Source organism: Mycobacterium sp., assembly GCF_052144515.1.
GTDB lineage: Bacteria > Actinomycetota > Actinomycetes > Mycobacteriales > Mycobacteriaceae > Mycobacterium.
Window position 1 is genome coordinate 1 of the sequence record NZ_JBKQQD010000354.1, and the last position, 18,916, is coordinate 18,916.

General features: G+C 65.6%; 20 protein-coding genes and 2 pseudogenes. 10 read left to right on the top strand and 12 right to left on the bottom strand.

The genetic code is table 11. The annotated features are described in order from the left end of the window. The first annotated feature begins 343 nt into the window (after nucleotides 1-343). Both ACLP9N_RS23085 and ACLP9N_RS23090 read left to right on the top strand, forming a co-directional pair. A complete protein-coding gene (locus tag ACLP9N_RS23085) occupies nucleotides 344-1,843 on the top strand; it encodes a serine/threonine-protein kinase (protein ID WP_442409571.1) in 1,500 nt (499 codons plus the stop codon). 40 nt (nucleotides 1,844-1,883) lie between these two features. Continuing rightward, the gene (locus ACLP9N_RS23090; protein ID WP_442409572.1) at nucleotides 1,884-2,087 is read left to right on the top strand and encodes a hypothetical protein; all 204 of its coding nucleotides are present in this window, start codon (nucleotides 1,884-1,886) and stop codon (nucleotides 2,085-2,087) included. A 1-nt stretch (nucleotide 2,088) separates the two neighbouring features. Here the strand turns inward: ACLP9N_RS23090 and ACLP9N_RS23095 are convergent, their stop codons facing one another. The 4 genes and pseudogenes from ACLP9N_RS23095 to ACLP9N_RS23110 all read right to left on the bottom strand — a co-directional run. Further along, a complete protein-coding gene (locus tag ACLP9N_RS23095) occupies nucleotides 2,089-3,342 on the bottom strand; it encodes a cytochrome P450 (protein WP_442409573.1) in 1,254 nt (417 codons plus the stop codon). Between the two features lie 115 nt (nucleotides 3,343-3,457). Then, nucleotides 3,458-4,075, bottom strand: coding sequence for a hypothetical protein (locus ACLP9N_RS23100; RefSeq protein WP_442409574.1), 618 nt, complete (start codon nucleotides 4,073-4,075; stop codon nucleotides 3,458-3,460). Between the two features lie 259 nt (nucleotides 4,076-4,334). Further along, complete coding sequence (locus tag ACLP9N_RS23105; protein ID WP_442409575.1) at nucleotides 4,335-5,399, bottom strand: Gfo/Idh/MocA family protein; 1,065 nt, start codon at nucleotides 5,397-5,399, stop codon at nucleotides 4,335-4,337. Between the two features lie 8 nt (nucleotides 5,400-5,407). Then, a pseudogene (locus tag ACLP9N_RS23110) lies at nucleotides 5,408-5,868 on the bottom strand (cytochrome P450); the annotation flags it as partial. Nucleotides 5,869-5,956: 88 nt separating this feature from the next. Here ACLP9N_RS23110 and ACLP9N_RS23115 point away from each other — a divergent pair. From ACLP9N_RS23115 to ACLP9N_RS23130, 4 genes are all read left to right on the top strand, one after another. Next, on the top strand, nucleotides 5,957-6,409 hold the full coding sequence (locus ACLP9N_RS23115; protein WP_442409576.1) for a VOC family protein: 453 nt from the start codon (nucleotides 5,957-5,959) through the stop codon (nucleotides 6,407-6,409). Between the two features lie 442 nt (nucleotides 6,410-6,851). Continuing rightward, nucleotides 6,852-7,085, top strand: a complete 234-nt coding sequence (locus tag ACLP9N_RS23120; RefSeq protein WP_442409588.1) for a hypothetical protein — start codon at nucleotides 6,852-6,854, stop codon at nucleotides 7,083-7,085. 140 nt (nucleotides 7,086-7,225) lie between these two features. After that, nucleotides 7,226-7,486, top strand: coding sequence for a type II toxin-antitoxin system Phd/YefM family antitoxin (locus tag ACLP9N_RS23125; RefSeq protein WP_442409577.1), 261 nt, complete (start codon nucleotides 7,226-7,228; stop codon nucleotides 7,484-7,486). Beyond that, nucleotides 7,483-7,890, top strand: coding sequence for a type II toxin-antitoxin system VapC family toxin (locus tag ACLP9N_RS23130; protein ID WP_442409578.1), 408 nt, complete (start codon nucleotides 7,483-7,485; stop codon nucleotides 7,888-7,890). The genes ACLP9N_RS23125 and ACLP9N_RS23130 overlap by 4 nt, the downstream gene beginning before the upstream one ends. A gap of 232 nt (nucleotides 7,891-8,122) precedes the next feature. Here ACLP9N_RS23130 and ACLP9N_RS23135 read toward each other — a convergent pair whose 3' ends face one another. The 4 genes from ACLP9N_RS23135 to ACLP9N_RS23150 are packed head-to-tail and all read right to left on the bottom strand — an operon-like array spanning nucleotide 8,123 to nucleotide 10,410. Beyond that, nucleotides 8,123-8,524: a type II toxin-antitoxin system VapC family toxin gene (locus ACLP9N_RS23135; RefSeq protein ID WP_442409579.1), complete on the bottom strand. Its 402-nt coding sequence runs from the start codon at nucleotides 8,522-8,524 to the stop codon at nucleotides 8,123-8,125. Further along, the gene (locus tag ACLP9N_RS23140; RefSeq protein ID WP_442409580.1) at nucleotides 8,521-8,766 is read right to left on the bottom strand and encodes a type II toxin-antitoxin system VapB family antitoxin; all 246 of its coding nucleotides are present in this window, start codon (nucleotides 8,764-8,766) and stop codon (nucleotides 8,521-8,523) included. The genes ACLP9N_RS23135 and ACLP9N_RS23140 overlap by 4 nt, the downstream gene beginning before the upstream one ends. Nucleotides 8,767-8,806: 40 nt before the next feature. Next, a complete protein-coding gene (locus ACLP9N_RS23145; protein ID WP_442409581.1) occupies nucleotides 8,807-9,919 on the bottom strand; it encodes a plasmid pRiA4b ORF-3 family protein in 1,113 nt (370 codons plus the stop codon). Then, entirely contained in the window at nucleotides 9,916-10,410 is a 495-nt protein-coding gene (locus ACLP9N_RS23150; RefSeq protein ID WP_442409589.1) for an SEC-C metal-binding domain-containing protein, read from the bottom strand. Before ACLP9N_RS23150 ends, ACLP9N_RS23145 begins: the two co-directional genes overlap by 4 nt. Nucleotides 10,411-11,343: 933 nt before the next feature. Here ACLP9N_RS23150 and ACLP9N_RS23155 point away from each other — a divergent pair. Further along, nucleotides 11,344-11,631 (top strand): annotated as a pseudogene (locus ACLP9N_RS23155) (Uma2 family endonuclease); the annotation flags it as partial. Nucleotides 11,632-11,756: 125 nt separating this feature from the next. On the opposite strand, the gene ACLP9N_RS23160 reads toward ACLP9N_RS23155, so the two are convergent. Further along, complete coding sequence (locus ACLP9N_RS23160) at nucleotides 11,757-14,996, bottom strand: SNF2-related protein (protein ID WP_442409590.1); 3,240 nt, start codon at nucleotides 14,994-14,996, stop codon at nucleotides 11,757-11,759. Nucleotides 14,997-15,299: 303 nt separating this feature from the next. On the opposite strand from ACLP9N_RS23160, the gene ACLP9N_RS23165 reads away from it, so the two are divergent. Together ACLP9N_RS23165 and ACLP9N_RS23170 are read left to right on the top strand one after the other, a co-directional pair. Further along, nucleotides 15,300-15,461: a hypothetical protein gene (locus ACLP9N_RS23165; protein WP_442409582.1), complete on the top strand. Its 162-nt coding sequence runs from the start codon at nucleotides 15,300-15,302 to the stop codon at nucleotides 15,459-15,461. A 117-nt stretch (nucleotides 15,462-15,578) separates the two neighbouring features. After that, nucleotides 15,579-15,956, top strand: coding sequence for a hypothetical protein (locus ACLP9N_RS23170; protein ID WP_442409583.1), 378 nt, complete (start codon nucleotides 15,579-15,581; stop codon nucleotides 15,954-15,956). A gap of 55 nt (nucleotides 15,957-16,011) precedes the next feature. On the opposite strand, the gene ACLP9N_RS23175 is transcribed toward ACLP9N_RS23170, so the two are convergent. From ACLP9N_RS23175 to ACLP9N_RS23185, 3 genes are read right to left on the bottom strand one after another with little or no spacing between them, the layout of a single operon-like run. Next, nucleotides 16,012-16,203 (bottom strand): hypothetical protein, encoded by a 192-nt coding sequence (locus ACLP9N_RS23175; protein ID WP_442409584.1) that lies wholly within the window; start codon nucleotides 16,201-16,203, stop codon nucleotides 16,012-16,014. Continuing rightward, nucleotides 16,203-16,604 carry a TA system VapC family ribonuclease toxin gene (locus ACLP9N_RS23180; protein WP_442409585.1) on the bottom strand — a complete coding sequence of 134 codons (402 nt, stop codon included), beginning with the start codon at nucleotides 16,602-16,604 and terminating at the stop codon, nucleotides 16,203-16,205. Before ACLP9N_RS23180 ends, ACLP9N_RS23175 begins: the two co-directional genes overlap by 1 nt. After that, nucleotides 16,601-16,828 (bottom strand): antitoxin, encoded by a 228-nt coding sequence (locus tag ACLP9N_RS23185; RefSeq protein ID WP_442409586.1) that lies wholly within the window; start codon nucleotides 16,826-16,828, stop codon nucleotides 16,601-16,603. The genes ACLP9N_RS23180 and ACLP9N_RS23185 overlap by 4 nt, the downstream gene beginning before the upstream one ends. A gap of 400 nt (nucleotides 16,829-17,228) precedes the next feature. Here ACLP9N_RS23185 and ACLP9N_RS23190 point away from each other — a divergent pair. Continuing rightward, the coding region (locus tag ACLP9N_RS23190) for an SEC-C domain-containing protein (RefSeq protein ID WP_442409587.1) at nucleotides 17,229-18,916 on the top strand (1,688 nt) is incomplete at its 3' end.

The window sequence follows — 18,916 nt, forward strand, 5'->3', positions numbered from 1 at the left end:
TGGCAACGACGTCGACGACGCCATCCGCTCCAACTGCGCGCGCTGCTCATCGGTGACCGGCATCGCCGCGGCAGTCATAACAGGCATACTACAAACTACCGCATTATTTAACAGACGGAGCACTAGCCGGGAGCGGCTCGGGTTCCGTCGCCCGGACTTAAGCCGGAAGCGGCCACACTCAATCGACGTTGGCACCGGTGCGATCACTGCTCCGCGCTATGGGTCCAACGAGATCGCCTTAACATCAGCCGCTCGTCATCGGACAGCCGGTGAAGGGTTGTTATGTAAGCGCCCGATTCGGGAATCCTCGTATCGCCCGCCCGTCAGGCTGAAAGGATCCCCAATGTCCCCCACGTACCGCGTCTCGCGTCTCGGTACCCAGTTCGGGCCCTACGAACTGCGCTCACTGATCGGCGTGGGCGGAATGGGAGAGGTGTATCGGGCCCACGACACGATTAAGGGCCGGATGGTCGCGGTCAAGGTGTTGCGCACCGAGCTGGCCGCGGACCCGTCTTTCCAGGAACGCTTCCGGCGAGAGTCCCGGATGGCGGCGCGATTGCAGGAGCCGCATGTCATCCCGGTGCATGATTTCGGCGATATCCGCGGCGTGCTCTTCATCGATATGCGTCTGGTGGACGGCGGCAGCCTGAAGGACCTGTTGCGCGCGCAGGGCGCGCTCGAACCCATGCGGGCGGCACGAATCACGGCGCAGGTGGCTGCGGCGCTGGACGCCGCGCATGCCGAGGGGCTGGTGCACCGCGACGTCAAGCCGGAGAACGTGCTGCTCACCCCCGATGACTTCGCGTACCTCGTCGACTTCGGCATCGCTCACGCCGGCGGCGATGCCAGCGTCACGGCGGGCGGATCGTTAGTCGGGTCGTGCGCCTACATGGCGCCCGAGCGGTTTACCGAAGGACGTGTTGGGCCCCAGGCCGACGTCTACTCGCTGGCTTGCATGCTCTACGAGTGCCTCACCGGGCGACCGCCGTTCGAGCATGAGGAACTGCAGCAGCTGATGGGCGCGCACATGTTCTCGCCGCCGCCCCGGCCGAGCATCATGCGCCGGGGAATTGGTCGCGCCTTCGATGACGTCATCGCGCGAGGTATGGCCAAGCAGCCCGCGGCACGGTTTTCGTCGGCGGGCGAACTGGCCAGGGCGGCCACCGAGGCGGCTTCGATGGCTCCGGGGCCGGTTCCCGTCGTGGTTCACCCGAGCCCAAGCCCAAGGCCGCCGACGAACACGCGGCCGTTCTCGTCGGTCTACCCCAATCCGGATGACACCGGCTACAGCCCGTACCCGTCGCCTCCACCACCACCTGCGAGGCCGGGCCGCAGCCGGGTACCGCTCGTCCTGACCGGGGCGGCGGTGGTGCTGTTGGCCGTCGCGGTGATTCTGGCGGCGGTATCGGTTTTCGGCAGCAGCCGCAACACTTCGCGGCCCGGAACGCCCTCGGCGGCAACACCGGTCACGACGGAAACGACCACGCCTACAACGAAGACGCCATCGCTGTCAGGTCCGGTGCAGGGTGCCGATGGGCTGGGGTTTGTCGGCGAGTCGGCGCGTTGCGATCCGGGTAATCCGCCAGCGATCGTGGTGCGAACTGCCCTGTCACTCGCGGTGGTGTGTCAAACCGGGCCCGGCAGTTTCTATTACCGCGGCGAGCGGATAAGCGATGGCGCCAACATCGAACTCGCCAACGCGGAACGCACCATGGGCGGATTCGATGTCACCAACCCGGCCGACGGCACCCGCTACGAGGTGCGTCCCCAGCGGCTCAGGATCATCAGCAATGGTCACGTCGATTCGTCGGAACCCGTGTTGCAGTACGCCTCGGCAACGTAACGCCGGTTCACTCCTGCGCCTTACCTCGCTTCGCCCAGAAGTGCCGTCGGGGCTCGCCACCGTGATCGAACGGGCGATGGCCCGCGACCCAGCACAGCGGTTCGACCACGCCAACTCGATGCGAGCCGCGCTGACCGGCGCACACCCCGCATCAATTCCCGTCCGGGCGGCCACTTCTGACCGCCCAGTCACCCGGGTTCGCCCGGCCACCCGGGTGTTGAAAGTGTCGATGCCCGCCCGCTGACCTAGCCGCGTTTCATCCCAGGGGTGAAGGTGACCGGCAGCTTGCCCAGCCCGGTCATGCTCGGGTTGCCCCGGTATCGGTGGACGCCGTCTAGGTCGACCCGGTAGTCGGGGATGCGGTCGAGCACCGCCTTGACCATCACCTCGGACATGAGCCGGGCGAGGTGGGAACCGATGCATCGGTGTGGTCCCAGGCCGAAGGCGAGGTGGCGGTTGGGTGTGCGATCCAGCACGATTTCGTCGGCTCGCTGGAACTCGCGCTCGTCGTGGTTGGCGGCCAGCCAGCTGATGATGAGCCGGTCGTTGCGTCGTAGGTGTTGGCCTTGGACGGTGACGTCGCGCGTGACCGTGCGGCTCAGTTGCTGGTTGACCGAGAAGTAGCGCAGGAACTCGTCGGTGGCGGTGCGGTAGAGCTCCGGGCGGTCGATGAGTTGTTGGCGCAGTTCCGGGTGGGTGCCCAGGTGCAGCAGGGTCAGCGCGGTCTGTGATGTGGTGGTGTCGACGCCGCCGGCGATGAGGTTCCAGAGGATGTTGAGCAGCTGTTCGTCGGTGAGGCGCTGGCCGTCGAATTCGAACTGGATGAGGAAGCTGGTCAGGTCGTCGCGGGCCTCGGCGCGTCTGGCCGCCGCAAAGTCGAGGACATCCTGCATCATGGCGGGGACTTGGGAGATGGCGTTGATGTACTCGGGGCTGTCCTGGGGAATGGCCATGACGGAGTGGAAGAGGTTGGCGTAGAGCTGCCAGTTGTCGTAGGGCAGGCCCATCAACTTCATGGTGAGGATGGCCGGGACCGGGCTGGCGTAGTCGAGCACCAGGTCCATCTGTCCGTCGGTGATTTTCCGGTCGAGGAACTCATGTGCTTGTTGGTCCATGAACGGCTTCATCTTTTCGACGGCGCCCGGCGAGAAGAACGGGGCCAGGGCATGCCTTAGGGCCAGGTGGTAGGGACCGTCGACCTCGCCGATGCCCAGGGCCGGTTGGCCTTCGGGACGCGGGACGCCCATCTCGCCCTGGTAGTCCACTCCGTCGGCGGCGTTCGGCTCGTATTTGTGCGAGAAGGTGTCGTCGTCGCGGGCGGTTTTGCTCACCGCGTCGTAGCTGCTGAGGAACCAGAAGCCGCCGTAGTTCTCGTTCCACGCCACCGGACACTTTTGGCGAAGCTCGGCGTTGATCGTCCGTTGGTTGAGATTGAATTCGTCCGCATGATGGTCGAAATCGACCACCACGTCGTCGCTGACGTCGGGGCGTGTAACCATCCAAAAGCCTTCCAACACAATGGAGTTATTGCTGTGCCAACTTATAGAGCTATCTTTGCTTTATTACGCTTTTGGATGTGTGGAGGTAGTGCCTGTTCCGCGGCGGCGGGCCGGCTCATGCTGGGGGCGGTCGAGGCGAGAAGCGTTTGGGCAGCGTGAGGAGAGCGGCGATCAGGAAGCACAGCGCCCCGACGAAGGTACCCATGTTATCCACCCAAGCGTCTTCAGTGACACCTTTTCTGGTGATGAAGGCGCCGGCCGCCGAGGCGCCGAAGGCGATCGAGCCGACCATGTTGGCCCACGCTGCCAGCCATTCACGTGATTTCAGTTGAACGAGCCCGACCGTGAGGGTTACCGCCGCAACCCCCAGTACCCCGCTGAACAGGAATGAAACCGAGCCCGCCGCGTCCGGCCACCACACGAAGTGCCGGCGGGCAGGTATTCGGTGCGCCCACAACGCTGCGCCCGTGCTGATGTTGAAGCGCAGGGTGCCGACGAACTGTGTTGCCGCCGATAGCCATTCAGTTCGTATCGAGGGCGTTCCCCACGACCGACTCCGAGACGGTCTGCTGAGCAGCAGCTGGATCAGCGCGGCGCTGGTGAAAAACCATGAGCCGATGAAGCACAGCAGATTGGTGGCGCCCGCACCGCCGACCATGGCGAATCCCGGAGCCGTGGCGATCGCGAACAAGGACGAACCGATCACGAATAACCAGCACTGGCGGCGCAGCATCTCAGCTCTCGTCAGGGTGTCGATAACCTGCGAATCCTACGTAGTCCGTCGCCACCGGCTTACCGAACCCCATTCGAGCACGGCAAGTGAACCGATAACGGCATGGATAGGTTGATCAGACCCGGCGCCTTGCTATCGCCCACGCCGTTCGTGCAGCAAACGCCGACCGCGATGGATAACGACGACTACGCGTAGCCGCGAGTCGTGTCGCGCGGCGCCTGGTTGCGCAGCTAGGGCGCTGAGACGGCGAATACGCAGATCATCCGGGTCTTACGTCCGGTCGAGCACGTTCCATTGCGCCTCGATTTGGATGCGCTGGGCGAGCAAACGCATGGGCCGGGACTTGGTGTACGACCTGGCTGCCGCCGCTGCGCAGCGCGGCCAACGCGGCCTCCGCGACCGCGTTGGCGGCGTACCCGTCGTAGGCCGATGGCCCGTTGATCGAATGATTCGCCACGGCTGCCAGCCAGGCGGCGTCCTGAGCTCGATAGGCGTCGTGGAAGCGTTCGATCCAGGTGGTCGGCATTCGCTGGGCTGCCACACCCTCGGCGATGGCGTGGGTCGTCAGCGCGGGCAATCCGAGAGTCAATGCCCCGCGGCCGGCGACGAGGTTGCAGCCTATGTCGTACTGCAAACCCGGTCCACGACCCAGCTCGACAACACCGAGGATGCCGGACTGCGACTTCAGCGTGAGGAGCACAGTGACCGTCGAGCCGTCGTGGCTGTCCTTGGCTGCGCAGCTGACTTCGCTGACCTCCTCGCCGGTTAGCCAGCGAAACAGGTCAATGTTGTGTGCGGCTGAACTGGTTACGAGCTGCTGTGCGTCAAAGGTGTTGACCGCCAACGGATTAAGGTGCCGTTGACTGACTAGAACGGCCTCGCCGACACTGCCGGACCGCAGTGCGTCGTGGATGCGCCGGTAGTCGGTGTCGTAGCGGCGCATGTAGCCGACCTGGACAAGCCGGCGACCGGTCGCATGTTCGGCGTTGACCAGTTGCCGGGAGTGCTCAGCTGAGGTGGTGAACGGCTTTTCGCACAGCACATAGATGCCGCGCGCGATGCACGCGTCAACGATCCCGTAATGGGTGGCGTCAGCGGAAGCCACCACCGCGGCGTCGATGTCGGCGTGGTTCACGCAGTCCAGCGCGTTGTGGAAAACCTTCGCCCCGGGCACACGGCGCGCGGCGCGTTCGGCAAACGGTGCGTGGTCGTCGGCCACGGCGGTGACCTGCACCCACGGCGCGAGACCGAGAAAAATCTCGAGGTGGCTCGTTCCCATGCTGCCCAGCCCGATTAGGGCCAGCTGAACCGGTAACGTGCTCACCGCCGGCGGCTGGCGTAGTCGAGAACCAGGTCCATCTGTCCGTCGCCGATGCGTTGGTCGAGGAACTCGTGTGCTATTTCCTCCATGAACGGCTTCATCTTTTCGACGGCGCCCGGTGAGAGAACGGGGCCAGCGCATGCCTTAGGGCCAGGTGGTAGGGGCCGTCGACTTCGCCGATGCCCAGGGCCGGTTGGCCTTCGGGACGCGGGACGCCCATCTCGCCCTGGTAGTCGATCCCGTTGGCGGCCTTCGGCTCGTGTTTGTGGGAGAAGGTGTTGTCGTCTCGGGCGGTTTGGCTCACCGCGTCGTAGCTGCTTAGGAACCAGAAGCCGCCATGGGTTTCGTTCCAGGCCACCGGGCACCTCTGGCGAAGCTCGGCGTTGATCGTCCGTTGGTTGAGGTTGAATTCGTCGGAATGGTGGTCGAAATCGACCACGACGTCGGCGCTGACGTCGGGACGGGTTGTCATCTGAAAAGTCCTCCACCGCAACGAGAGCTTTGCTTTTTGAACTATCTTTGCATTATTACGCTCTTGGGTTCTGTCGAGAAAGGCCGCGATGAGTAGTCACCGGACGACCTTCAACCATGTCGGATTGTGTGTCTCCGATCGCGAGCGGTCGCGGCGGTTCTATGAGGACCTACTCGGGTTTCAGTTTTGGTGGGAGCTTGATCCGCCCGACGGCCCCACCGCCAAGCTTGTGCAGCTTCCCGAGCCGCTCGGGGTGCATGCGACCTACTTGGTGCGCGACGGGTTTGTGCTCGAACTCATGGACTACTCGAAGCGTCAAGTTCACACCGGGTCGGAACGCGTCATGGATCAGATTGGGCTGACGCACATCTCGTTTTCGGTGTCCGACCTCAACGGCGTGTTGGAGAAGGTCGAAGAGTTCGGGGGAGCGGTGGTCGAGGAGACGGTGACGCAGGCGATGGCGATGATTCGCGATCCGGACGGGCAGTTGCTTGAATTGCTTTCGGATGGATGGCTTTCGGCGCTGCCTCCTCGGCCTTAGTACCTGTTCAGCCGCGCAAAAGGTCGCCAGGTTGCAGCCTTGCAGTTCTGCAGCGCATCCCTGGCTCAGCTGTGGCTTTTCGAGTCGCCGAGTCGTACAGTCCAGACGCGAGCGGCGGCGAGCGATCCTGGTCTCTTGTGGGAGAGCTCATTTAACACCGAGCGCGTGCAGCTCTGGAGAACGCCGGAAATTGGTGCGCCGGGCAGCCGGACACTTAGCCGGCGATGTTTCTCATCACGGTCGGCGCGGACGCGATCAGCGCCATGTTGTCGGCGCCGGATGAGATCGTGTCGCTAATGGAGACGATGACGCGATGAACTGGAATATGCGAGCCACGATCGGGAGGTGGGCGTAGGCCCTCATCTCGCACGCAGTCACGCTCTGGCGGACGAAGCGAAATTGAAGAACACGGTGGGAGGTCGCGATAGTTGCATTGAAGTTGGTGAGTGTCGCGGTGCTAGCAGGTGGCGCGCTGGGCGTCCTGGCAGCGGCCCCTGCGCACGCCGAGCCTCCGTGCGCGTATGTCAACACCTGCCAGTACATGCCGAACCGCTACAACGATGGCCCGCTGATGCCGACGTGGGACGTCACCGGGACTTACGGCGGCTGGACGAACCTTCCGGTGATGTGCGACCCGGCCTCATATCGGTGCCAGCAGTACATTCCGACACCGTGACCGCGAGGAGCCCTTTTGCTTGGCTCCGCAGGCCCCGAGCGATCGGATGGTTGTCGAGGCCGAATCTTCTTGTCTCGGAAGGCTTTATGCGGGGCCGTTATCGCGAATTATCTGACCTACGATTGTGCTACGCTCGTAGCATGTCTGAAGTGGCGTCTCGTGAGCTGCGCAACGATACGGCGGGAGTGCTTCGGCGCGTGCGGGAAGGGGAGGACGTCACCATTACTGTCAACGGCCGACCTGTTGCGGTTCTCACCGCGGTTCGCTCCCAGCGCCGGCGCTGGCTGAGCAGAACAGAATTCCTCTCGCGATTGCGTCGCGCTCAGGCCGACCCCGGGTTACGACAGGACCTCGCGATGCTGGCGGGCGACACGACCGAGGATCTCGGGCCGATCCGATGAGCACAACGCCGCCCGCCGGAGTGCTCGACACCTCGGTGTTCATCGCGACCGAAAGCGGCCGGCAACTCGACGAGGCGTTGATCCCTGACGAGGTCGCCACCACCGTCGTCACCCTCGCCGAACTCCACGCCGGCGTGCTAGCGGCGACGACGTCCGACATCAGGGCGCAACGCCTCGCGACACTGGAATCCGTCGCGGATATAGAAACGCTGCCAGTCGATGATGAAGCGGCCCGAATGTGGGCGCGGCTGCGGATTTATCTCGCCGAGACCGGTCGGCGGGTGCGGGTAAACGCTCTGTGGATTGCGGCCATCGCGGCATCGCGGGCACTGCCCGTTGTCACTCAGGACGACGATTTCGCCGCCCTCGAGGGCGCCGCCAACCTGACGATCATTCGGGTCTGACTAGCATCCCTTGGGTGTAGCTCGTTAACTCAGGCCGACGTACTCGGGCTGGGAGGGATCGGTCCGCTCACCTGTGGGAGCGAGCCCGACGGCATCACGTGCACCGACTCCAGCCTCGGCCACTTCTTCCGTTTTTCGCGCGAGTCCTACGAGCTGAAATGACCACCGACGGACCGTGGTTGCGATTTAAACGAAAATGCCGGCAGATCGGCACGGAGGCCTCGGCGTCCAATCACCGCTCGTCCAACGCGGATTGGATGCCCGTATGCCCAAAGTCGTTGCCTTTCCAGAGCAACGGCTCGCGCAGGTCGATCGCCAGCGCATAAGAGAGGCAATCCCCGAAGTTCAAACCGGCCCGGTGGCCGCTGCCTTTGCCGAAATCTGCGTAGGCCTGACGGGCCAGGCGGGCCTGGCGCTCGGTCACCGACTCGACCACGAACTCGGCTTCTTCGATGAGTTCGTCCAGACCTCTGCTAATGATCGGGTCACGCTGGGAGTCCAGGACGATCCCGCATTCGAGGTAGCCGGCTGCGGACAGCCTCCGTGCGCCCGCGGCGGCGATGGCCCGGGCGTAGACCGCGGCGTCGTCCTCCTCCTTGAGAATCGCGATGATTGCCGACGTGTCCACGATCACGCCGGGAGCCCTCGCTCGTCGTAGAGCAGCGCGCCGTGGTCCAGCCGCTTGGTCGCTGGGCTCATGCGGCTGGCGGTCTTGTGGCCGATGGCCAGGAGCCGGGTCGCGAGATCGTCCCTCTGCAGTCGGGCCAGACGCTCGTTCACCGCGGTCGCCACAGCCTGAGCCTGAGACTCACCCGTGATTTTCGCGATCTGCTTGGCCGCTTCGTGGACCGACTCATCCTTGATGTTCAAAGCCATGAGGGTACCTTTCTACCCTCATGATGGTACCACTGTCCACTCACTCGTCGTTGATCCAGATTTCAGCGAGCATGCCGGCGCGGGGGAGCAGGGATCGGGCCGAGGCGCCGACGGTCCATGCGTGCCGGTCGGTGTCTTGGATCAGGTCGAGTCCGCGCATGATCGGGGACTGCTGGGCGATCGCGATCTGCACATCACGTTCGGTGACGGGTTGCCCGTCGCGCTGCCAGCCGTGCCCGAGCAGCTGATGGACCCGCCTCGCGAGCTGTAGGCGGTTGATGGGGCCGTGCGCGTCCAGTACGCCGAGCGTCAGTTCGGTGATCTCGGTGGCAAAGGTGTTGGGGCTGAACGCCGACCTGAGCCGGCGGACCACGGCCAGATCGTCGCCGGCCGCGCGGGTGGGGGTGAGCACGCCGTGGCGCAGTCGCAGCAGCCCCACGCGGCGCAGCAGCTCGTGCAGCGCTCCCAGGGGCGGCAGGTCATCCTCGGTGGCGGCGGGCCGACCAAGCAGGTGCCAGTGTGGGCGGTGCTGTTGCATGCTGCGCACCACCGTCCTTGGTAGCCGCCCGCCCGGAGTGAGCCGGACCCCGTCGGCGGCGAGTTCGAGCAGTAGCCGCACACTTTCGGGCACCTCACCGACTACCTGGCGCACCCGCTGGTCGGTGGCGGCCCGGTCGAATGGACGCAGCCGGTTGCCGACCCAGCCGCGCAGGTGCTCGTGCTCAGGGTGCGCCGGGTCGGCGAGTACGTCGCGCAGTTCGGCGTAACCGCCGGGCCCGCCGCAGTCTTCGGGCGGGCAGGCGCCGTACCCGTCCACGCAGCCCGGTGTTGGGCCGCCGGGTCCGAGCACCTCGACGTCGTGGGTCCAGCCGTCGCCGAAGTCGTAGAGGTACTCGAAACCGGTGCCGAGGTCGGCAAGCAGTGCGCCCGTCTCATCACGCTGATCCTCCGGCCATACCTCCTGGCCGGGAATCTCCATCCCGTAGGTCGCATCCGACGTGACGAACTGGTGCAGATGCGAGTCGGTCCACCCGATCGCGGCCTGCAGCAACTCGTGCAGCTCCGGCAGCGTCGCCGACGCGGGCACATCGATCACCCGGGCGACCGCTGGCTCGACATCGCACAGCACCACCCGCAGGCGAGTGGTCTTCACCGCTGTGGTTCCGCGTCGACGAGCGACGGTGAGGCGCAACACTTCTTGTACTTGCGCCCCGACCCGCACCAGCACGGCTGGTTACGGCCCGGTGGCCAGGAAACCACCCCCGGATCGGCGTTCGCTGCCAGGTGCGCGGCATAGGTGGCCCGGGCCTCCGAATCAGGTTGCTGTCCTTGTTCGGCGCACCACGCGGTAAACGGCGCCACCCGCACCGGTGCGATCGCCAGCCCGTGCAGGCCCGCCTGCGAGAGCTCGACGAGCCGTTGCTGCATCGCGCGGCAGTACAGACGGTGCGGCAGCGGACCGGCCGGGCCGCCCACCAGCTCGCTCTCGGCCAGCTCCGCCCACAACTCCACCGCCTGCTCGTAGTCGCCGGCCGGCAGCCATGCTAACGCCACCGTGTTGACCGGACCCGGTGCTGCACCATTCGTGGGTTCCGAAGCAGGCTCCTCCACCCACGGGGACCGGGCTTGCTGGTTCTCGCGCAGGAACCCGGCCGCCTGCTCCTGCAGCGCGTCGGCGGACCGGCCCAGGCTGTCCAGGCTCTGCTGGCGCAGATCGGCGAGCTGGTCGACCAGCCGCTCGGGATCCGCGGCGCCTAGCGCCAGTCGCAGGCCATCGGTCAACCAACCCAGCGCCGCCTCATGGTCGCCGGCATGGGCGTATTCGAGCCCGGCGTTGTTGTACAGCCACACATCGTCGGGCGTGTCTGCGAGCACCGCCGCCCAGATCGGTTCCGCCTCAGCGACCCGACCCGCGCGCATCAGTATCTCCGCTCGCAGACACCGCGGATCGGGCTGCATGGCGAGCCCGGCGTCGACGGCCGCGTCCGCTGCGGCCAGCGCATCCTCGTACCGGCCCAGCGTCTCGTATTCCGTGGCCAACTCGAAATACAGGTCGGCCAGGTCAAGCACCTCAGCGGCCTCCGGATCGGCGCCGCACGTCTGCACCGCTCGCTCCAGCACTGCCGCATACCTGGCCGAATCCCTCGGGCGCGCGGTGGCCGCCGCGTACAACTCTCGCTCCAACCGATGCACCAGACTTGTCATGCCCCGCATCCTCTCGCACCGCTACGACACGCACCAGCTCGACGCGCGCCAAGGACTGGATTGCGTTCAGCCGCACGGTGCTTCGGTAACAGAGCAACTGGCGACATCGGTTGGTGGGGCGTAGCCACCGACGCAAACTCGGGCTTGAAGTCCGGCACGGGCGCCCGGCGCCAGGCGCCAATTTAACTCACGACACTGTTGCCTCGCCCGCCGCACGAGTCACGGCGCGGTTTGGTGGCCCGTTTCTGCCCGCCTCTCAGCGACAAAGGGCGATAACTCAACGGCACCTCGGGTGCATCGGCGACCCATCCAAGACCACCGACACACCAATAGTGGACCAGTGAGCGACAACGCATCGATGTCCGATCGACGGTGATCAAGACACTCTCCTGGCGCTACCGGGCCACTGCTGGCACGCCGAGGCCGTTGCGGCCGCAGGCGCGGGCCGCGTTCCGCATTGCGAAGCAACTCGATGATCAACTGCCCGACGATCTCGAAGCGATTATCGAGTTCGAGGTCTGTGTCGATGCCGCTTACCCGCCAACGGTCCGCATTCCGGATGTCGTGATCACCCGTAAAGAGGGCTCGGAACGAAGGTTGGACGGACCGGATGTGCTGGTGGCGATCGAAGTGGTTTCGCCAGGCTCCAGACGGACCGATACCGTCACCAAGCGGTCCGAATACGCCGAGGCCACCATCGAGCACTACTGGATCGTGGAGCTCGGCCCGCCTGTGACGCTCACCGCACTGCGGGCGAGCAATAGCGATGCCGCCCGGTTGTCCGCTCAGGCGATCAGTCCGCGGATGTCGTCGGCGGTGAGGGTGGAGCCGAAGGCGTTACCATCGTCGATAACACTGGCAAACAGTTTGGCTTTGCGGGCGTTGAGGGCCATCACCTTGTCCTCGATGGTGTCGTGGGCAATGAGCCGGTACACCATTACGTTGCGGGTCTGGCCGATGCGGTGTGTGCGGTCGATGGCCTGGGCCTCGGTGGCCGGATTCCACCAGGGGTCGAGCAGAAAGCAGTAGTCGGCCTCGGTGAGATTCAGCCCGAACCCACCGGCCTTGAGGCTGATCAGGAAAACCGGTGCGTCTCCTTCCTTGAAGCGCTGTACCGCTGTTGCACGGTTGCGGGTTCGCCCATCGAGGTAGCAGCAGTCGATTCCCTCGGTGTCGAGGCGATTGCGGACCCGGCTGAGGAAACGGGTGAACTGACTGAACACGAGCGCGCGGTGGGCGCCTTCGACGACGTCGCGGAGATGCTCAGCGAGCGCGTCGATCTTCGCGCTCGCCAGCGTGTCGTGTGCGGGATCGACGAGCCCGGGATGCAGCGCCATCTGTCGCAGCACGGTCAGAGACTTGAGGATCGTGAACCGGTTGCGCTGCATGTCATCGAGCAGGCCGAGCACCTTCTGCCGCTCTCGTTGCAGTCGCTTGTTGTAGAGGGCGCGGTGCCGCGGCGGCAGCTCGATATCGAGGACCTGCTCTTGCTTGGCCGGCAGCTCGGCGGCCACGCGCTCCTTGGTGCGGCGCTTGACCAACGGCTTGATGCGGCGGCGGAACAAGGCCAAAAGCTCGGGGTCGCCGGTCTTTTCGATGGGCTTGGCGAAGAAGTCGGCGAACTTCGTCGGGTTGGGGAACAACCCGGGGGCGGTGATCGACAGCAGCGACCACAGCTCCATGAGGTTGTTCTCCATCGGTGTGCCAGTGATCGCCAGCTTGAACGGTGCGGCCAACCTGCGTGCGCACTGGTAGGTCTTAGCGTGGTGGTTCTTCACGAATTGGGCTTCGTCCAGGATCAGCCCGGACCACCTTCGGGCGGCGTAGGCGTCGAAGTCCAGCCGAAACAGCGTGTACGAGGTGACCACGATGTGGGTGCCCGCTGCCAGCTCGTCGAGGTCGGCGCCGGCGCGGCGCAGCGTGTCGGAGATCTGCACGACCGACAGCTCGGGCGCGAACCGTGTGGCCTCGCTGGACCAGTTCGCGACCACGCTGGCCGGCGCAACTACCAGGAATGGTGCCATGCCCGGATTCTGTTGACGGACTTGGCAGATCAACGCCAGCGACTGGACAGTCTTGCCCAGGCCCATGTCGTCGGCGAGGATTCCACCGAGCCCGTGGGTGTGCAGGGTCGCCAGCCACGAGAACCCCTCGGCCTGATACGGCCTTAGCTGAGCACGCAGGCTGGTTGGCACCGCCGCGGGTTCCAGACCCTGCAGCGCGCGCAGCCCGTCGACCTGGCGCCGCCACTCGTCGGCCTGCCGCGTCACGACTCCCAGCTCGGCGAGCTCATCGAACAACCCGACCTGGAATCGGCTGATCCGGGGTGGCCCCTCCTCGGCATCGGTGAGTGCGCGGGCCTCTTCAATGAGCTGGCGCAGCTTCACCAGCTCCGGCTTGTCCAGCGCGAAGTAGGCGCCGTCGGGAAGCAGCAGGTGCGACTGCCCGGACGCGAGCGCGGTGAAGACGCTGACAAATGGAACCTGGTTGCCTTCAATGCTGATCGTGACACCCAGGTCGAACCAGTCTGTCTCGCCGGCCACCGCGTCCGTCGTCACCGTGATGACGAGGGAGCCGCCCGCCTCCCGGTAGTCCGCCGGGTCGCCGATCACCTCCAGCGTGACATCGGGAAGCTCGGCGAGCAGCGGTTGAATTTCGGTGGCGAATCGCATTGTCTCCAGGCCGGACAGTCGCGCCCCGGCGATGAGCGTGCCATCGGCGGCGCGGAGCCCCAATTGCTCCAACGGGGCTTCGATGCTCGAGGTGAGCGTGTTCTCCACCTCCAGGTCGCGGTAGGCGACATACTCCGATGTGCCGACGGGTGCGCGAAAGTCGTTGTCGCCTAACCGGTATGCCCATTCCCACGTCAACTCGAGTTCGTGCTCGTCCTGGTAGTCGGCCCGCAGGACCAGTGTGGGCCCGACGATCGCGGGTGGCGTGAACGACTCGTCCGATGACGTGACGGCCGCGATGTGGCGCAACCTCGGGTAGTACTCCGCGGCGAACCGCGGCGCCTCGTCCGCGGGTATGACCAGCGGCTTATCACTGAGTGTCATGTGCTGCAACCCCTCAGGCGCCGGCTTGTCCAATCGGGCGAGCCGCAACCCGCCGTCGGCATACGCCACGCCATGACCTGACGATCCAATGAACGCCACGGGCCGTGCCGCGGCGCCGTCGACCCGAAGCACGGGCTCGACAGTGAGATCGCCCGTCTCGTCGACCGTGACGTCCAGGCACAACTGCGCCGTGGCGTGCGTCGGCACCTCCTGCTGTGGCCGCGCCTGCACCAGCTGCACCCCGACTCGGCGCGCTTCGTGCAGCAGCGGCCACAGCTGCGGGGATTCAAATCGCAGCAGCGAGATCGTCTTCACGTCGCCGTACGTATAACCCCCGTACGAATAGCGGTAGTACCCAGTCGAATTCGAGCTCGACGCCCGGTAGGTCGCATAGAGCTCTTGCAGCAGCCGAAGCTGAGCGTCGGGATAACCGTAGTGGCGCAGCATGTGGAGCTTGCCCCAGCTCAGATCGCCGGCCACCCAGCCGCCGCGCTTTCCGGGCCGCACGAGCCGCGCGTCCAGAGTCGGCGACGGCCCGCTCACCGACAGGTTCAGCTCGATCGCCAGTGGTGTCCCGATGCGATCGTTCGTCGAGGCCGGGGGAAGCAGCGCATCGAGCGAGTGCCGCCACGCCGTTGGGGCTGGCGGAGGCGGCGTAGGTTGGGCACGCATCTTTGTGGCCCCCGCAGCGGCGATGACGAGTGCCGCGACATGCTTGCAGTTCACGTGCACTGGGCAGCTGCAGAACCCGCTTTCGATACCCCAGGTATCGGTGTCTAGCGGCGAAAGCTGCACCGTTGTGGTGTAGGTGCGGCCTTGGCTACCGCGAACATTGCCGACAAGGTTGTGAATGTCCGGGTCCCACTGGCAACGCAGCACCCGTCCCTCCCGCGCATAGGCCACCCCACGGCGATAGCTATCGGCGCCAAGCAGCCCGAGCGCGCTCTCAAGGTCGATCGACGGATACATCAGCGACTGCACGCCCGCACCCTAACGACCCGGTACGACAAGAAGGCCCAACCACGCCGCGGGACAGGCGAAAGTGGTGGAGATGAGGTTTGGGAGTCTGCCGTGACGAAAGTTTTTTCCGCCCGCGTTGGTCCCACTCATCAGACTCCCACCGGCATCCGGCACCCGCCTTACCGGCAAATTAGTCCGTGCCCTGTGAGGCAACCAGGTATTTGGGCTCGGGTTGGTTCGATGAGGATACGAGCGCGGCGCTATCGGTCAGGCGGAATTCCTGTATGTAATACGTTGTACTACATTAGGTTGGTGTTCGAGACCGCCGACTGGTCGCACCGCGGCGACTACATCGCCAAACACGGCGTCACAACGGATGAAGCCGACGAGGCGCTCGCCGCCCCCGACAGAGTGGTCATCAAACCCGACCGGCGTCGAAGTCAGGCCGCGGTGTCCGCATCATCGGCTACGTGATCACCGCCCAGGCTGTGCTGACCGTGATCGTCCTCGACGAGGAGGGCACCACTTACGGGGTAAACGTCTGGAAGGCCAACCGAAATACCAGCGACGCTATGAAGGCACGGAGGAATCATGACCGCGAAAAAACGCACGAAGAAGGAAATCGCGGCGCTCCTCGAGGAGGAGGCCGAGGCGATCGACGCTGACCGCGACGCCCCGATCACCGACGCGACGACTGTTACGCGCGGCCACGGCCGCAGCAAGACGCTGCAGATCCGGCTCCACCCCGAGGAGCTGGTGGAGCTGGAGCGCGTCGCGGCCAGCCGGGGACTCCCGACGTCGACTGTGGCGCGGGAGGCCGTCTTGCGGCTAGTCCGACCAGCCGAGGCCCGGTCTGCTGATAGGCGCCGGATTGCTGACCAACTCGTGCGCTATCTCGACAGCTTCACCAATGCGGACACCACCGTTGCGCCGCTGGTTTCGAAGGACGTCGCTAACGCCGCTGAGTAGTTCTCCCTATACCGCATCGAGTTCAAAGGAGTGCACGATGCGGATGCGCCGCCGGTTAGCGCAGCGGGTGCACGAGTGACGGCTCAGAGCCGATCGGCGGCACCGACGTCGGTGTGGTCGAACTCACACCCCCATGCAGCAACAGTTCGCCGGTCACGTCGGCGAGCGCATAGGAGTAGCAGTCGCCGAGGTTAAGCGCCGCCGGATGCCCGCCGCCTCGCCAGAAGTCGCGATAAGCTTCGCACATCAGATTGCCGTGGGTATGAGTACCGCGATGTCGCTGTGCAGGTGTGCCAGACCGCTATCGAGAGTCGCCAACTGCCCCTTGCGGCTTCGTGCGAGCTGAGCAAGGTAGGCATCTGTTATCTGTCGGTGACCGACCACACCGCCGACCTCTGCATCGGCGAAAGAGACACTGACGGGCCAGAACTCGTGGCGGTTCGCACCCTGGACTGCACTGATGACATCCCGCGCAGCTGCCGCGGTTTGCCCCGTCCGCACCAGGAATCGAACAAGACTTCCTTGTGTGATTGGGCACGTCGCAAATCCTGTGTCGGATGCCGATAGCCATTCCGCAGCGGCGTCATGATGCACATGCTCGGTGACGACCAGTGCGATGAGCACGTTCACGTCGAGCAGCGCCGTCACTCCTCATCCTCCAATGAGCGCACGTCCTCGGAGGTCACGACTGTCCCAACGCTCACCAGAGGCAGCCCCGTCCTGGGGTCTATGGAGATCGCGGCGGTGCTGCCGGCTCCCAGGCCGCGTCGAATGAGGTCGGCGACAGTTTCGCTCAACGTGCGGTGGGTGTCCCGCGCAATCGCCAGCGCCTGTTTATGCAGGTCGTTGGGGAGATCAATAGTGGTGCGCACGCCCAATCCTAGCATCACTGCATCATGATGCAGCGGTGCATTCCCTGCCGGTGCACTTGCTCAGGCCGACTCAGTACGGACTGTCCGTAGCAAATTGCACGCGTCGACGAAGCGGGCCCACTCGGTCGGCGGTGGTGGTCAAATCGCGACATGCCACGCAGCGCGGCTCAAGGCTCTATGATTCCGCTCGATGCCGCTTCCGCCGACGGGCTCGGTGCCCTGTTCGACGCCCTCGACCAGACCACGCGCTGCCGGTCCGCGACCGCATCAGGTCGATGTCGCATCAAGGGCTGGATGCCCGGATTCGACGGCACCGCTGGATTCGGTCCCAGTCTCGATCCAACTCGTCGGCTGGTGGCGGACTTCGCGACTCGGCTAGCGGCGGCATAGGGTAGTCGCCGTGGCGGAAGCGTTCGACGCGATGCGGACCCTTGCGAGAATTCTGGCCGAACACGGCCCATTGCACGAGGATGACATCGCGCGACGACTGCGGGACAGCGGCGTGGCCGATCCGGACACCTCACTGGAGGAGATTCTCGACGAAACCGATTGTCCGGCAAGGCAGTTGGTTGACGATCGGTGGGTGTGGCTGCCGACTCTGCTAGCCGGGCGTGTGTTCACGCACCGGGTCGGCGCAGACGAGGCGGCCCACGACATACTCACTGTGACCCCGAACCTGGACCCGATCACCGCGCTCTGCGAGCACGAGCAGTATGGGCGGTTCGCCGACGGGCCGGCGGCGCGGGTCGTGCTGGCCGGGTTCGACGATGAGCTACTCGCGCAGCGGGGCATCCCGGCCGGGGTGGTCGACCCGCTCGGGGCGCTGCTCCTGACGCCAGGCACGCTGGGGACGTTGGGCGTGGCCGAGGGCGACCTGGTCGGGGTGCGGCTGACCGAACAGGGACTCGTGGTCGAGCGGGTCACCGGGCCGTCGCTCGGTGCGCACGCCCCCGTGGGCGCCCGGCTGGCCGCGACGCTCGACGCCGACGAGCCGGTGTACTTCGACGCGGCGGTATGGACGGCGTGCGTCGAAGACCCGGCGGTGTTCACCGAGCCGCTGCCGCCCCTGTGCGAGATAGTCGGCGACTACGGTCTGGCACATCGCGGCGAGTGGCTCGCACCCGACGGGTTCGATTTCGACCTTTGGCATTTCGAGCGCGGGTGCGCAGTGCTGGCCGAGCGACATGACCTCGACCCCGACGACGCATTCGCGCTGTACACATTGGTCAACCTGTACGACCAGATGTCGCTGCTGCTGATCGACGCCGCCGACGCGGACGAGCCGCTGGAGGATGCGTTGACCGCAGCTGGCGAGGGCGCGACGGGGCCCGACGGAACAGAGCCCGAGGTCGACCAGTTCGCCGATCTAATGGGTGAGTTCGGGGCTGCGCTTGCCGATCCGCTGCTGGCTGAGCTGCTGTTGGCGGAGACGGTCGGCACCGGTCGCGACGGTGCGTCCGCGCTGGGCATGTTCGCCGAGGTGCTGGAGCCGAAGGTGCCGCGCGCGGCGCGGGTGGCGTTTCGCTGGCTGCGCGCGGTGGCGCTGGAGCGGATCGGCGACATCGACGCTTCCGAACACGAGCTGCTGGCGGCCGAATCGATGGATCCGGATTGGCCGTTGCCGTTGTTCGATCTGGCCCGCATCGCCTCCGATCGCGGCGACGTGGAGCGCGGGTTGGCGTTGCTACGCCGCGCCGGCGCCGGGCCGGACCACCCGCTTGTGGAGCTACTAACGCGGTGCCGGGCCGAGCCGCGCCGCGACCTCGGCCGAAACCAGCCGTGCTGGTGCGGGTCCGGCCGCAAGTACAAGAAATGCCATCTCGGGCGCGAGCAGCTGCCGCTGGCCGAGCGGGTCGGCTGGTTGTACATGAAGGCCGGCCAGCACGCGCTGCTGACCGGATGGAACGACCTGCTGGCCGAGGCGGGCTACGAACGCTGCCGATACGCCGACCCTGCTGACGATCCTGACGCGCTGGCCGCGGCGCTGGACGATCCGCTGGTGCTGGACGCGGTGCTGTTCGAGGGCGGCGCGTTCGCGGAGTTCCTCCAGATGCGCGGGTCGTTGCTGCCCGACGACGAGCGGCTGCT